This is a genomic window from Bacteroides caecigallinarum (genome assembly GCF_021531075.1).
Classification (GTDB): Bacteria; Bacteroidota; Bacteroidia; order Bacteroidales; family Bacteroidaceae; genus Phocaeicola; species Phocaeicola caecigallinarum_B.
The window spans coordinates 1-14,835 of sequence record NZ_JADYTJ010000011.1; the positions used below are offsets into that span (position 1 = coordinate 1).

General features: G+C 37.0%; 7 protein-coding genes. 1 reads left to right on the plus strand and 6 read right to left on the minus strand.

All coding sequences use genetic code 11. From position 1 onward, the window contains the following. Nucleotides 1-138 precede the first annotated feature (138 nt). The 6 genes from I6E11_RS04855 to I6E11_RS04880 all read right to left on the minus strand — a co-directional run bounded on the left by I6E11_RS04855 (nucleotide 139) and on the right by I6E11_RS04880 (nucleotide 12,246). Nucleotides 139-2,640, minus strand: a complete 2,502-nt coding sequence (locus I6E11_RS04855; protein WP_235336721.1) for a glycoside hydrolase family 2 TIM barrel-domain containing protein — start codon at nucleotides 2,638-2,640, stop codon at nucleotides 139-141. Between the two features lie 3 nt (nucleotides 2,641-2,643). Then, the gene (locus tag I6E11_RS04860; protein WP_235336722.1) at nucleotides 2,644-5,526 is read right to left on the minus strand and encodes a TIM-barrel domain-containing protein; all 2,883 of its coding nucleotides are present in this window, start codon (nucleotides 5,524-5,526) and stop codon (nucleotides 2,644-2,646) included. A 185-nt stretch (nucleotides 5,527-5,711) separates the two neighbouring features. Beyond that, nucleotides 5,712-9,692 carry a hybrid sensor histidine kinase/response regulator transcription factor gene (locus I6E11_RS04865; protein WP_394800098.1) on the minus strand — a complete coding sequence of 1,327 codons (3,981 nt, stop codon included), beginning with the start codon at nucleotides 9,690-9,692 and terminating at the stop codon, nucleotides 5,712-5,714. Between the two features lie 253 nt (nucleotides 9,693-9,945). Beyond that, nucleotides 9,946-11,721: a cellulase family glycosylhydrolase gene (locus I6E11_RS04870; RefSeq protein ID WP_235336724.1), complete on the minus strand. Its 1,776-nt coding sequence runs from the start codon at nucleotides 11,719-11,721 to the stop codon at nucleotides 9,946-9,948. Between the two features lie 77 nt (nucleotides 11,722-11,798). Beyond that, nucleotides 11,799-12,068, minus strand: a complete 270-nt coding sequence (locus I6E11_RS04875) for a hypothetical protein (RefSeq protein ID WP_235336725.1) — start codon at nucleotides 12,066-12,068, stop codon at nucleotides 11,799-11,801. Continuing rightward, entirely contained in the window at nucleotides 12,037-12,246 is a 210-nt protein-coding gene (locus I6E11_RS04880) for a carboxypeptidase-like regulatory domain-containing protein (protein WP_394800099.1), read from the minus strand. The genes I6E11_RS04875 and I6E11_RS04880 overlap by 32 nt, the downstream gene beginning before the upstream one ends. Before the next feature lie 431 nt (nucleotides 12,247-12,677). Here I6E11_RS04880 and I6E11_RS04885 point away from each other — a divergent pair, with 431 nt between their 5' ends. After that, the gene (locus I6E11_RS04885; protein WP_235336726.1) at nucleotides 12,678-14,828 is read left to right on the plus strand and encodes a glycoside hydrolase family 3 C-terminal domain-containing protein; all 2,151 of its coding nucleotides are present in this window, start codon (nucleotides 12,678-12,680) and stop codon (nucleotides 14,826-14,828) included. The last annotated feature ends 7 nt before the right edge of the window (nucleotides 14,829-14,835 follow it).

Sequence of the window (14,835 nt, forward strand, 5' to 3'; positions counted from 1 at the left end):
TGTATCAACTGAGGGAATGTCACTTCTGCCATAACTGATACATTTAGGGTTACACTATACAAAGGTAACTTCAGCTTGACTATTTACATTCTCTTTGGCGTGATTTTTTTATCTCATGGGAATTTCATGGTTATATATTTATTTTGATTTGATTTCTATAGTTGAGCTTTCCAAACCATTGGAATTTGCTGTTAATGTGGCTGTTCCTTTTTCTCCATTATTCTGTAATACTACCAGACATTTTCCGTTAAATGCCTTGCGTTTATTGTCCTTGAAACGTTCCATTGATGTCTGGCAACCATTGTCAACACCGGCAATGAAAGCATTACCTTTAACTTCAAAATTAATAAGATTTTCAGAAAGAGGACACAAATTATTGTCTTTATCCAGCACTTCTACAGTGACAAAGCTCAAATCCTTTCCGTCCGCTGTTATGATATTTCTGTCAGGAGTAAGTCTTATCTTATGTGGAGTTCCGGCTGTATGTATTTCTTTTTCAGCAATAATGTTGCCATTCTTTCTTGCAACGACCTTAACAGTACCTGGTATGAACTTAACCCTCCATACCACGTGCAGGTTGTCCTCGTCTTTACTGCGTATTCCTTGCGACTCGCCATTTATGAAAAGTTCAACCTCATCGGCATTGTTGTAGTAGCACCACATGTCTATTTCCTGTCCTTCAGTCCAGTTCCAGTGAGGGAACAGGTGCAGTACTTGTTTGTTTGTCCATTCTGCCTGATACAGATAATAAACGTCTTTAGGGAAACCTGCCAGATCGACGATTCCAAAGTAGGAACTTCTTGCAGGCCATCCGTATGGAGTCGGTTCACCTATATAGTCAAATCCTGTCCAGATGTACTGTCCGCTGATAAAATCATTATTTCTTACCAGTTTTATGTTTTCCTCGTGAGTGTTACCCCATGGAACATGGCAGTTCTCATATGAAGAACATGAGAAACTTTCATCATAGAAAGGTTTGTCCCAGCGTTCAGGCCATATGAACATCTCATTACTAGGCATACGGTAGTATCCTCTTGTCATCAGAGCCGAATTACTTTCAGTAATAATGAAAGGCTTGCCTGGGAAGTTCTTTGGAACGTCAGGGATGTTGGCGTTATGATAATTGTATCCTATTATGTCAAGAGCTCCTGATTTAAACAGGTGGTTTCCGGGATTAGGCTCATTGCATCCTGCAGTAATCGGACGTGTAGGGTCAAGTTCTCTAACAAAATCAGCCAGTTTTTTTGTCAAAAGTGAGTTTACACTCATTTCTCCGTCTTTAGCCAGCATGTCTGCAGAATGTCCGAAGTTAAGTATGAGGTTGGCTTCTTCCAATGATAGTGTGTCGGCTTTTGCATCGCTCCACTGCTCCAGCACTTCATTGCCTATACTCCATACGAATATTGAAGGATGGTTACGGTCGCGTAATATAAAATCGCGTAGATCCTTTTCATGCCATTCGTTGAAGTATCTTGCATAGTCGTGTGATGTCTTTTTCTTGCGCCACATGTCGAATGCCTCGTCCATTACAATGAATCCCATCTTGTCGCATAAGTCAAGCAATTCAGGTGCAGGCGGATTGTGTGAACAGCGGATACCGTTGCATCCCATCTCTTTCAGAATCTGCAGCTGTCTTTCTATAGCTCTGGTGTTTACGGCAGCTCCCAGACATCCAAGGTCGTGGTGCATACACACACCATTAATTTTAGTCTGTTTGCCGTTCAGGATAAATCCTTTTTCGGCATCAAACTTGAAATCACGTACTCCCGTAGTTGTGGTGTATCTGTCAATACATTTGCCGTCTTTGATAACTTCTGTGACGAGGAAGTACAAATACGGATTCTCTATATCCCATAATTTCGGTGATGAGATATTCAGGGTGTGGCTTATATCGGATTTCTGTCCTGCAACAACAGAAACAGATGATTCCGTCTCGGCAACGATTGAGCCATCCATATCGTTCAGTATAGATTTCAGGGTTACTGTTTCATTGTTATTGCCTGAGTTTTGTACTGTGGTCACAATGTTTAATGTCGCATTGTCGTTACTGATTTCAGAAGTTGTGACATAAGTTCCCCATTCGTCAACATGTACAGGGTTTGTTTTGGTCAACCATACATTTCTGTATATACCACATCCTGAATACCATCTGGAATTCGGTTGTTCTGAGTTATCTACACGGACTGCTATTACATTCTTTTCATTCCATTTCAGATATGGAGTTATGTCGTAACCGAATGAGATATAGCCGTATGGACGTTTACCCAATGATTGGCCATTTATGAACACTTCACTGTTCATATATATACCGTCAAAATCTATTCTTATTATCTTGTCGGAATCTTCATTTCCCGGAACAAATGTCTTTCTGTACCAACCTGTTCCTCCCGGTAAAGCACCACCACCTGTTCCCGATGGATTGTCCTTACTGAAATCACCTTCTATGGCCCAATCGTGAGGAAGGTTTAATACTCTCCATTCCTTATCATCGAAATCTGTTTCTGATGCTTTGGGATTGTCACTCAGGGAGAATGACCAGTTGTCATTGAAGCATATCTTTTCCCTTGGGGATACAGATACAGAGCTGCATGCCCCCAGGAGCATGCAGCAAAATATACCTATGTATGTAAATAATTTCATTGATTACAATTTGACTGTTTGTGATTTACCGTTATACTTAACGATTATACCTTTTGATTTCTTGTCGAAAGCATCAGGGTTTTCCTTGTTCACTTTTACGATTTCGAATGTGCGTTCTTTCAACATTCCGTCGTATTCACCTTTTCTGTCTGATATTACAAGCTCTTTGGTGTCTTCATTGTAATTCATCTCAATCATATTGTATTTACCCTGTTCGTAGTTGTAGTTTACACCTTCGTCTTCGTACAAAGTAAATGAAGCGTCGTCACCCTGATAAACATAAAGTTTTATATGTTCAGGCTGTTTTTCAGAAGTATATCGTATTTCTGGACCGAAAGGAATGATTGAACCGGCACGTACGAACAAAGGCATACGTTCGTATGGTGCGTCAACCAGTTTCTTTTCTCCTCCCTGCTGGAATTTTCCTGTATAGAAATCATACCATCCTGCAGATTTAGGGAAATATACTTCACGCTGGCGTTCTCCATATTTATATACCGGTGATACCATGATTGACGGACCGAACATGTATTGGTCACCAATATTATTTACATTTGTATCGGCAGTGAAATCCATTACAAGAGGACGCATGATAGTGTAATCGTTGAACCAAGTCATACCTGCCAGTGAGTAGATGTATGGCATAAGGCTATATCTCAGTTTAGAATAGTAAATTACAGAATTGTATGCCGGGTGTCCTTCAGGTGCAATTTCCCAGATTTCACGGAATGGGTATTGTCCGTGTGCGCGGTATAGCGGACAGAATGCTCCGAACTGATACCATCTTGCATTCAGCTCTCTCCATTCCTTGTAGTCGGCATTTTCTGTCTTGTTCTTGTTCCACTGCTGCTGTCCGGCTACATATCTGTTTTCTACACAGAAACCTCCGATATCCATAGTCCAGTATGGAACACCGCTTATTGCAAAGTTAAGTCCGGCCATAATCTGCGCTTTCATGTCTTCCCATCTTGTACCTATATCACCGCTCCATGTTGCAGTAGAGTATCTTTGCAGTCCGGCAAATCCTGAACGTGTAAGCAAGAATACACGTTTGTTGTTGTCCACACTTCTCTGACCGTTATAGATTGCTTCGGCATTCATCAGTGCGTATGCATTGAAATACTCGGCAGAAGGTCCAAGTGCAGTAGGTCCGCACAAGTCTTTTCTGTATTGTAAGTCTGTACAGTCTCTCACATTAGGTTCGCTGGCATCCATCCACCATGCGTCTATACCCAACGGATAATAATGTTCGTACATCTGGTTCCAGAACAGCTTGCGTGCATCAGCATCGTATGCATCGTAGAATCCGTAAGTATAACCTGGACCAACCCAGTCTCTCAGGCTGTCTTTTACAGACTGCTGATAAATCCATCCGTTCTTGTCGAACTCTTTATAATGTTCGGTTGTAGTATAGAATTTAGGCCAAACGGAGATCATCATATGTGCGTTCATCGCATGTATTGAGTCAACCATAGCTTTAGGATTAGGGAAACGGTTTTTGTCGAATTCATGGCTTCCCCATGCGTCTTCCGGCCAGTGATTCCAGTCAAGCACGATATTGTCGATAGGAATATTTCTGTCTCTGAAACCTTTCAGTGCTCCCAGCATTTCATCAGCAGTGTTATATTTTTCCCTGCTCTGCCAGAAACCCATAGCCCATTTAGGCATGATAGGTGATTTTCCGGTAAGAGTTCTGTATCCGCTGATTACGTCGTCCATGTCGTCTCCTGCAATAAAGTAGTAGTCAAGCTGTTTTGTCATTTCGCTCCACCATGACTGCTTTCCCTGTTCTTCAGGAGCTACAGGGCTCATTACACGTAATCCTGAATAAGATACGGCACCGTCTGGCTTCCATTCAATTTTAAGAGGAACTCTTTTTCCTTTTTCCAGATTAACTGAGAATTTGTAGCTGTTAGGATTCCATGCAGTACGCCATCTTTCCGGTACTACCAGTTTGTTGTCGATATATACTTTTGTATAGCCGGCATAATATAAAATAAACTTGAATTCACCTGTTTCGGAAGGTTCAATCATACCTTCGTATGTTACGTTTGCTCCCATGAATGGGAAGTTTTCTGGAAGATTTACTACTTTAGACAAATCCTCTCTTTTCAGGTGTTCGAAGTATAGCTGAGGCTCACGTCTGACTATAGTTTCTGATGATGCATTCTTTTCTGGAACGTATGTACCTGTAATCGCACCTTCAACACCTTCTTTGTCGTATAGTTTGAACACTTCTCCCAGTTGCGAATAGTCATTAGGATTTCCGAAGCGGCAGAGTGAATAGCTGTCCAACAAAACACCATAGTTTTTATTTGATACGATGAAAGGTATTGAAACTTTAGTGTTGTACTGGAACAGTTCTTCGTTTTTACCTTTGTAGTTGAATTCTTCAGCCTGATGCTGTCCTAGTCCGTAGAAAGCTTCGCTTTCCGGTGATTCGAAAACTTGTCTTATAGAATATCCTTTTGTACCTTCAATTTCTATAGGGGTAAAAGTCTTTCCTCCACCTTTGTTTTCCTGTAGAATTACTTTTCCGTTTTTATCAGTAAACCACAACTCACCTGTAGAGGCAAGAACATAAGCGTTTATGTCATTTGTAGATATTGAAACAGTGTCGCCATTGTTTGCTACATCGAATGATGTCTTTTCCTTTTGAGGAATAACAATAAGACTTTTGTCATCAGAGAATTTCTTTTCAGGGGTTGCCGATACATGGATAAGTTTATCACCCATAACCTGAAGACGGATAAGTTTTGCATTGTCGTTGCCTGGATTCTGCACTTTTACGATTACACCATTATCGGTCATCTCGTAAACATTGTCAGAGCATGCTCCAAGCAAAAGGCCTGCAAAAAGACAATAATACATGCTTTTCATATTCATAATCTTAATTTGTTGATATTTGAAATTAATTTTTTGGTCAATGATTAATCGGTTTTGGATTTTGTGAAATCCTATATCGCAAAATTAAAAATTAATAAGCATAGATATTATATCTATATGTTTTGTATCAGGTGATTATTTTATGATGAAACATTATAAAATGTTTCATAAATGTATATGTTTTGTTATTTACCCTTTTTTTCCTGATATACAGACGGCAAAACACCAAATTCTTCCTTGAAATATCTGCTGAAGTATTTAGGGTTGTTGAATCCCACTTCAAATGCAACTTCTGAGACATGGAGCTGACTTTCGCGTAACAGTTGGGCAGCACGTTTCAGTCTTATTACACGTATAAATTCTATCGGTGTCTTACCTGTTATTTGAAGAAGCTTCTTGTAAAGGTGTACTCTGCTCATGCCAAGCTCACTGCTTAGTTCTTCTACAGACAGCTCACTTCGTGATATATTGTCTTCTACATATTTTATTGCTTTCTCAATAAGTTTCTCGTCAAGTGATGTTATCACAATCTCGCTTGGAGAAGGATCTATTGTTCCTTTTGATTTATTGTATCGGCTAAGTTCAATAAGCTTTCTTATCCTTAGAACAAGTATTGTTATGTTAAAAGGTTTGGTTACATAATCATCTGCTCCAAGCTCAAGTCCCTGTAGCTTGGATTCCGTTGCGTGTTTGGCAGAAAGAAGTATTACCGGAATATGTGAAGTCCTTTTATCTTCTTTTATCTTTTTGCATAATGTATTACCATCCATTACAGGCATCATTATGTCGCTAATTATTAAGTCAGGCAGTTCGTGAGAATTATTGAGGATGTCCCATGCCTTTTGTCCGTTTTCTGCAAGTTTTACTCTATATTGCAGTTCAAGACTATATTTCAGATAAGTCCTGAAATCCTCATTGTCGTCAACTATTAATAACAAAGGCAGATTTCCGTTTTCGTCTGAGTTTTCTATTGATTCCATGTCGGGCACAACCTTTCTTTCTTCTGTCTCTTCTGGAATGGTATTTGTTACATGTTTTATTGGTATGTGAACAACAAAAACGCTTCCTTTTCCTATGTTGTCGAAAACATCGACAGTTCCTTCATGTAACTGTACGAAATCTCTTACCAGACTTAATCCTATTCCGGAGCCTGTGCTTTCCTGCTGTTCTATGTTTTTATTGTCACTTTGATAGAATCTGTCAAAGATATGTTCCTTGTCCGAATCGCTTATACCGATTCCTGTATCAGATACTTTTATCTCAAGAATATTTTCATTGTCAATTCTGTCTATCATTACATTTATTCTTCCGCCGTGAGGAGTGAACTTGAAAGCATTTGAGAGAAGATTCATCACTATTTTACCAATCTTGTCTGCATCGAATGCCATAGAGAAGTTATCTACTCCGGAAAAGAAAGAGAACTGTATATCCTTCTTTTCGGCCATAAGCAAGAATGAATCGCATACTCCATGTATAAATGTTACTATATCGCCTTCGCCCAAAGATAGTTTATGCTTGCTCATTTCTCCCTTTCTGAAGTCTAAAAGCTGGTTTACAAGCATGAGCAACCTTTGTGCATTTCTGTTCATCATCTGAAGAATTTTCTTTTCATCATTGTCTTCGGTATTCTTCAGCAAATCCTCAAGCGGTGCTATGATGAGAGTAAGCGGAGTTCTCAGTTCATGGCTTATGTTTGTAAAGAACCTGAACTTCATATTGTTTATTTCTTCATTCTTTCGAGCTTCCTGTTCTATTTGTTGTAGTCTGAATTTTTCCCGCTCATGTTTTAACAAGCGATGTCTTGCGTATAAAAGGATTATAATCGCAAATATAAAATAGCATATAAATGCCCACCATGTCAACCAGAATGGAGGTAAAATCTTTATTTTCAGTTCGGATACTTCGTCTCCCATATATCCGTCATTATTTATTGCTTTTACCTTTAGTGTATAGTTGCCTGGGTTTAAATATGTGAATGTGATGTCATGAACGCCTTCTGCCAATGTAACCCACTCATCTTTAAATCCTTCCAGTTTGTACATGTATCTGACCTTTTCAGGTAGGCTGTAGTTGTCTGTTGACAGTGATATGGCAAAAATATTCTGGTCGTATTTTAGTTTAAGTTCGCTTATGTAGTTTAAGTCCTCATTTAGTATAATTTCTCCATCTGTTCTCTCATCTATATTTACAGTTTCTCCTGATAGAGTTAGTCCGGTAAAGTTTACTTTCGGTAAAGTGGTGTTATAGTACATATTTGTTGGTTCAATAATATTTAAACCATATATACCCCCGGCTACAATTGTTCCATTATTCAGTTTCTTTATGGATTTCAAATTGAAATCGCAATTCTGTAATCCATCCATGTTGTTGTACATCAATGAATTACATGTTATCTTATCATTTTGGATATTTATGTTCTCAATCTTTATAACTTTTCTGCTTGCCGATATCCATATATTGCCTTCATTATCTTCTGTTATTGCAGAAATAAAGCTTTCATTAAGAATATTGTTTTCAACTTCTAATGATTTTTTAGTTTTAGGATTATATATGTTAATACCACTTTGTGTACCAAGCCATACTAATCCTTTACTGTCCTTGAAAATATGATTTATACGGTTATTTCTAAGTTTACTGTTTTGTTCCGTAAATTCTTCGGTTACAGCCTTTTTCTTTATATTGAATATTTTACATCCGTTTGTAGAAGTTCCTACCAATAGTTCTTCGTCATTAAGAAGTAATAATGAAGTCACAGATTCAGAATCATAGAACCCTATATCTTCAATCTTTCTTGTATCTATGTTAAGATATTGTATTCCTGCATCTATGTATCCAATATATAATCCGTTTTTATTATCTTCTATTATTGACCATATATTGTTGCTTTTCAGATTGTTTTCTCCTTGTTTAATTCTATCGATATTATTATTCTTTATGTGTATAAGTCCTCCGTTGAATGTTCCTCCCCAAATGTCTCCATTCTTTGATTTATACAGTGTTACTAAAGGAGCATTCCCTGTTTCATATTTTTTTGTAATACAGTTTGATTTATTGTTCCATAAAATAATTCCGCTACCATTTGTTCCAAGGCATAATATTGAATCGTTTAATTGTTCTATGCTCGTAATGTCGTCTATATAGTTCATCCCGAACTTGAAAATATTTTCTCCATAATAAGAAATTCCTTTCTTATATGTTCCAACCCATACTAATCCATTTCTATCAGTGTATATCGTATAGACTGTATTTTGAGAGATACTTCTTTCGTTCTTTTCATCAAAATGTAGTTTCTCTGTTGAACCGTATCTTTTGTCTAATATCTCAATTCCATTATAATCTTTTCCAATCCATATTCTTCCTTTATTATCCTGTGAGATACAGTGAACCATATCATTCTTATAATCAATATTCTTTGCGATATTGGTTTCCCATGATTGTGTATTTAGATTATATATCCATACACCTTCAGCGGAATATATCCATGCCATTTTTTCTTTGTCAATAAAAGCAGAAAAAGTCATATCTCTTCCACATTTTATTTTTCCCCGAATATCAGCATTAATCCATCTGATTTTATTCTTTTCACTATCTATGCATACAATTTGTCCATAATTGAAAACAAGAATAATATCATTATCGCAAGATTTGATATCTGTTACGTTACTTCCATTCAGCAGCTTATGGTCTAATTTTATGGCTAATTTATCATTACAATAAAGTTCTCCTCCGTTATCAGTTGAGAATATCCATATTTTATCATCCGACTGTATATAGACTTTACTTATATTTTTTTTATCTATATTGGGTAATATTGATGATAAGTTGCTTGAAAATTTCTCAGTCTTTTTATCCAATATAGCATACCCTTTCATTGTTTCTACAACAAGTTTGTTGTCTGTTGCTTCTTGGATACTATTTATAGTATTGTCAGGAATGGAAGTGTTATCACCATCAATGTGAAAATAGTTTTTTAGATCATAACCATCGTATCTGCATAGACCTGTTTGTGTTCCAAACCACATAAAGCCATCTTTGTCCTTATAAATAGAACGAACGAAGTTATTAGGTAGGCCATTGGATACATCAATGTGTTTGAATTGATATTTTTGACAGTATCCGGCTAGAATTGATATATAAATGAAGATTATTGATAGGTGTAATTTCATAAAACTGTATTAATAAGTGTTGCTACAAATATAATGAAAATAGTTTAATGGACATTAATCTTCTAAAATATATATCAATTTGCGTTTATACAAGGCTCGACAATGGGTAAAGTTCTGAATGAATTTTTATGAAGTTACTTTTATCTATACACGATATAATTAAAACGGCATCCGGGTAATGCCCGAATGCCGTTTTGCTTTAGAACTTTGTTGTAGTTTTTTGTAAATGTCTTATGATAACTGTTTTTCAAAATTATAAAGGTGCATTTTCATAAACATGTTCCAAAGTATATGACTCACTGTTGTCGAATATTCCACGCTTCATTACTTCAATAACTTCCAGTGCGTTATTAAGTATTTCTCCTGTAGCATGGTTGAATAATCCGGAACATTCTTTTCCTGCCGATGCACTGCCGTTATCCCAATAAAAAGGTGCCATACCATATTCTTTTGCTGCTTTACATAAATATTCCAGGTAGTATAAACGGAAAGCTTCCGAACGTTCGTTGCTTCTGTGTACACATCCTATTTCGCCTATATATGCAGGTATGCCGTTGTCTATGAATTTTGTTTTCATTCTATTGAGTTGGCTTTTCAGATATTCTTCATCGCCCCAGTTTGGCTTTTTAGAAGAATCTCCTGTATGTCCCCATTCGGAGTATTCATCATTAAGTGTGAACTCATTTGGAGAATAGAAGTGGACAGCAACCATTAATCGGTTATTGACTATATCTTTGGGTAAAACGAAATGTTCCACAGTAAGGTCTATGTTTGTTACATATCCCGGAACTCCTAAATAACGATTTGTGTTATTGCCACCTGTTGCACGTACTGCATCTACAAATACCTGATTCCATTCGTTAAGGACAGTATATTGTTTTCCTCCGTCAGTGAGATTTTCACCCCATCCCCATCCTCCATCGTGGATTTCGTTCATTGATTCAAATACAAGGAAGTTCCCTTTATCTTTGAATTTATTTGCTATTTGTGTCCATATGGCAGTAATCTGTTCTTTGATAGAAGTATTTAATGTTTCATCTTTTGCTGCATCTTTAATGTTCAGCCAGTAATTGCTGTCAGCTCCGTCATGATGTATGTTTATGATGGCATTTAATCCGGCACTTTCTGCATACCCCACTACTTCCGCTACTCGGTTAAGATATTCTGCATCAATAGTGTAGTTAGGAGCCTCACCTATATGTCCTAGCCATGTAACCGGTATTCTTACGGAAGTAAATCCTGTCGCTGCCAGTTGATCAAACAAAGCCTGTGTTGTAGGCTGGTTACCCCATGCTGTTTCTTCGGCAATACCGTCATTATGTGCATCAAGCTGATTACCCAGATTCCATCCTAAACCTAAGCTGGTACATATTTCCATTGGAGTCTCTCCTGAAACAGTTGCCGGTTCGCCTGCTTCCTGTTTGACAGTTACTGTTTCTTTGATATTCCCTAATGTAAATGTTATATTCCCTGTTCTTTCCTGACCATGGTTTGCCGAAACATTAAAATCCAGTTTGTAATCCTTCATCGCGCTTGATTTCGAGTCTGTAGTTTCAGTAATCCAGCTATTGTCTAAAGAATAAGAATATTCTCCATTTGTTGTGAGTTCAATGGTGAATGTTCCTCCCTGTGATGGTATTTGATACGATTTTTCTTTAACAATCAGTCCATAACCAGCTGTTTGTTCTACAACAATTTGTAAATTTTTAATGGAAGAGTTTATGGTTATAGTTGCAGTTCTGTTTTCTGTTTCTGAATTTTCAGAAACTTTTATCAGATATTTATCTGTTTGAGTTGATGTTGATTCTTCCTGTATGACTGTACACCATTCTTTATCAGATGAGATAGAGTAATTAATATTAGACTGTATGTATAATATCTCCTCTGATTCGTTTCTCGGGAATGATATTTTTTCTTTTGAGACTTTTAGAAATGGGTCTTCAGTTTGTGCTTCTTCTCTACATGATGTTGGAAGGACATTGACTAGACATATTAGGAAATATAAAAATATTGTATATAGTTTATTCATACAAAAGATATTTTAGGTTATAAAAAAAGACATGCATAATGCTAACAGTGCAACATGCATGTCCTATAATGATAGTTTTATAATATTTTCAGACTATCTATTGTTACATTTACAGCTTCAGGATCTGCAATGTCACTAAACATTTCAAGAATATCAATAACAAATACTATTACACCGTTGTATTTTGCTTCTGGTTTCAATTTTATGGTATATGTACCGTTTCCTTTAATTTTTACATCGCTAGTTCCTTGATAATTAGGCCACCATCCATTAGCAGTACATATGAGTGATGCATCATATTCTTTTGTTGCCGCATCAGATGTAAGAGAATACCAGTGTCTGGCCATTTTCTACTCCTAAAGAGTATTTTCCGTCAAAGTCTGTGATAGTTCCATTGGTAGTTCCTTTTACTAGAACACTAACACCGATTAATGGCATTTTGTCTGAAGCAGAAGTTACAACACCCGAAACTGTCAAGTTCTGAGAAGTAGCCTTTATTGCCATACAAGGCAAAAACAATAGCATAAAAACCATTGATAAGCTACATAAATGCAAATGAGTGCATTTTACTGATAAGTGTTTACTCATGGTACTTTTTTTAATTGTTAAAAAATTATGATTAGCTATAGTCAACATGTTTCCTTCATGTTTTCGGTTGCAAAATAATTAAAAAGAAATGATACAATGGGTACTGATTTGTTTCTGTTCTGTACATTGTTTGTTCTAGCCATATTTTATACTTATAATAATTCATTAATTCCTGAATTTCCTAACCTGGCATAAGAATCTGATTTTCCGGATAATGCTTTTTTACAACATTGGCTTAAGCTTTATAGTTCTATTTGTTTCTAACAATGGTATAATATGTTTTTATATGTCTTTATATAACATCTTATGTATTTGATATAGACCCATTATTACTTAGATTTGTAAATAATTATTTTAAAGTATAATTTATGGGAACACATAAAAAATTTTTAGTAGCCGTGCTGTTTCTTTCGGCATTGGGAGTACACTCTCAGAACTTCTTTAATAATCATTCAGCAAATGAAGAACAACGGCTGGATGACTTAATTTCAAAAATGACACTTGATGAAAAGGTGGATGCTTTGGGAAATAACACACGCATTCCACGGCTTGGGATACAGGCATCAGGTAGTGTAGAAGGATTGCATGGTATTGTATTGGGAGGACCAACTTACGGAGAAAGGGAGAATACGCCGACAACAGTTTTTCCCCAGGCCTATGGTCTTGGTGAGACTTGGGATACAGATTTATTGTACAGAGTAGCTACATATATAAGTACAGAGAACAGATATTTGTTTCAGAATGCGAAATACCGTAAAAGCGGACTGATTATGTGGACTCCTAATGTTGATTTAGGCAGAGACCCACGTTGGGGACGTACAGAGGAGTGTTATGGTGAAGATGCCTTTCTTACTTCTTGTCTTGCAGTGGCTTTTATTAAGGGTATTCAAGGTGAACATCCAAAATATTGGAGAAACGCATCGTTGATGAAGCATTTCCTGTCTAACAGTAACGAATGTGGACGTACTTATTCTTCTTCTGATTATTCAGACAAATTATTTAGAGAGTACTATTCCTATCCTTTTTATAAGGGTGTAACTGAGGGTGGTTCGCAAACATTGATGACAGCATATAATGCCTATAATGGAATTCCATGCATAATGCATCCTGTATTACGTGATGTAGTAATGGATGAGTGGGGACTTAAAGGAACCCTGCTTACTGATGGAGGTGCTTTCAAATTATTACTTAGTGCTCATAAAAAGTTTGACAACGATCGTGGAGCTGCCGCGGCAGCATGTATAAAGGCAGGAATCACAAAGTTCCTTGATGAGTATAAAGATGCTGTATATGATGCCTTGAATCGTAAGCTGATTACTGAAAAAGATATAGATAAAGCCATAAGAGGAAATATGTGGATTTCTTTAAAGTTGGGTTTGCTTGACGGATCTCAGGATAATCCGTATTCAGGTATAGGAGTAACAGATACAGTAGCTCCATGGAATAAGCCGAAAACTAAAGAACTGGTACGTGAGGCAACACGTAAATCGGTTGTATTGCTCAAAAATAAGAACAATCTATTACCTCTGGATAAGAAAAAAATAAAGAAGATAGCTGTTATAGGAAGGCGTGCGTCTGAAGTATTGCAAGACTGGTACTCAGGAAAACCATTTTATACCGTCAGTGTTATTGATGCCATTAAGGAAGAGGCTGGAAATAGTATTGAGGTGAAATATGTTGAGAGTAATAAGATGGATAGTGCAAGAAGTGTTGCCGCTTGGGCTGATGTTGCGATAGTTTGTGTGGGAAATCATCCTACTTGCAATGCAGGATGGGAACAGGCTCCTGTTATAGGCGAAGGAAAAGAAGCTGTTGACCGGCAGTCTATACAGTTGGATCAGGAAGAACTTATGTTGCAGGTAAATAAGGTTAATCCCAATACAGTTGGCGTGTTGATAAGCAGTTTCCCTTATGCTATAAATAAAGCAGATAAGCAGTTGCCTGCTCTTGTTCATCTGACTAATTGTAGCCAGGAACTTGGGCATGCTGTTACAGATGTATTGTTTGGACGATATAATCCTGCAGGAAGACTTACTCAAACATGGGTAAAGGATATAAATGATTTGCCGCATATGATGGATTATGATATAACTAAGGGACGTACTTACATGTATTTTGAAAAGGAACCTCTTTATCCGTTTGGCTATGGGCTGAGTTATACGGATTTTGAATATTCCAAGGTTGTGGTTTCCGATTATGAGATTTCAAAAGGTGATACTTTAAAGGTGAGTTTCAGTTTGAAAAATACAGGGAAGTTTGATGGTGAAGAAGTCGTTCAGCTTTATGTATCTCCACATAAACGATTATCCGGAGAACCAATAAAACAGCTCAAGGCATTCAAGCGTGTATTCGTTCGTAAAGGAGAAACGGTTAGGGTAGAGCTTGAGGTTCCTTATTCTGAGTTGCAAATCTGGGATGAAACACAGGATAGATTTGTTCTTCCAAACATAAAAAGAAAAATTGGAATAGGGGCATCTTCTGATGATATACGGCTTAATGCTGTTTTCAGGACTTTGTAGTGAATAT

Bases quoted from the DNA above. Each gene is read 5' to 3' on its own strand.
- I6E11_RS04855 (WP_235336721.1), bottom strand. From the start codon at position 2,640: ATGAAATTATTTACATACATAGGTATATTTTGCTGCATGCTCCTGGGG.
- I6E11_RS04870 (WP_235336724.1), bottom strand. From the start codon at position 11,721: ATGAATAAACTATATACAATATTTTTATATTTCCTAATATGTCTAGTC.
- I6E11_RS04880 (WP_394800099.1), bottom strand. From the start codon at position 12,246: ATGCTATTGTTTTTGCCTTGTATGGCAATAAAGGCTACTTCTCAGAAC.
- I6E11_RS04885 (WP_235336726.1), top strand. From the start codon at position 12,678: ATGGGAACACATAAAAAATTTTTAGTAGCCGTGCTGTTTCTTTCGGCA.
- I6E11_RS04865 (WP_394800098.1), bottom strand. From the start codon at position 9,692: ATGAAATTACACCTATCAATAATCTTCATTTATATATCAATTCTAGCC.
- I6E11_RS04860 (WP_235336722.1), bottom strand. From the start codon at position 5,526: ATGAATATGAAAAGCATGTATTATTGTCTTTTTGCAGGCCTTTTGCTT.
- I6E11_RS04875 (WP_235336725.1), bottom strand. From the start codon at position 12,068: ATGGCCAGACACTGGTATTCTCTTACATCTGATGCGGCAACAAAAGAA.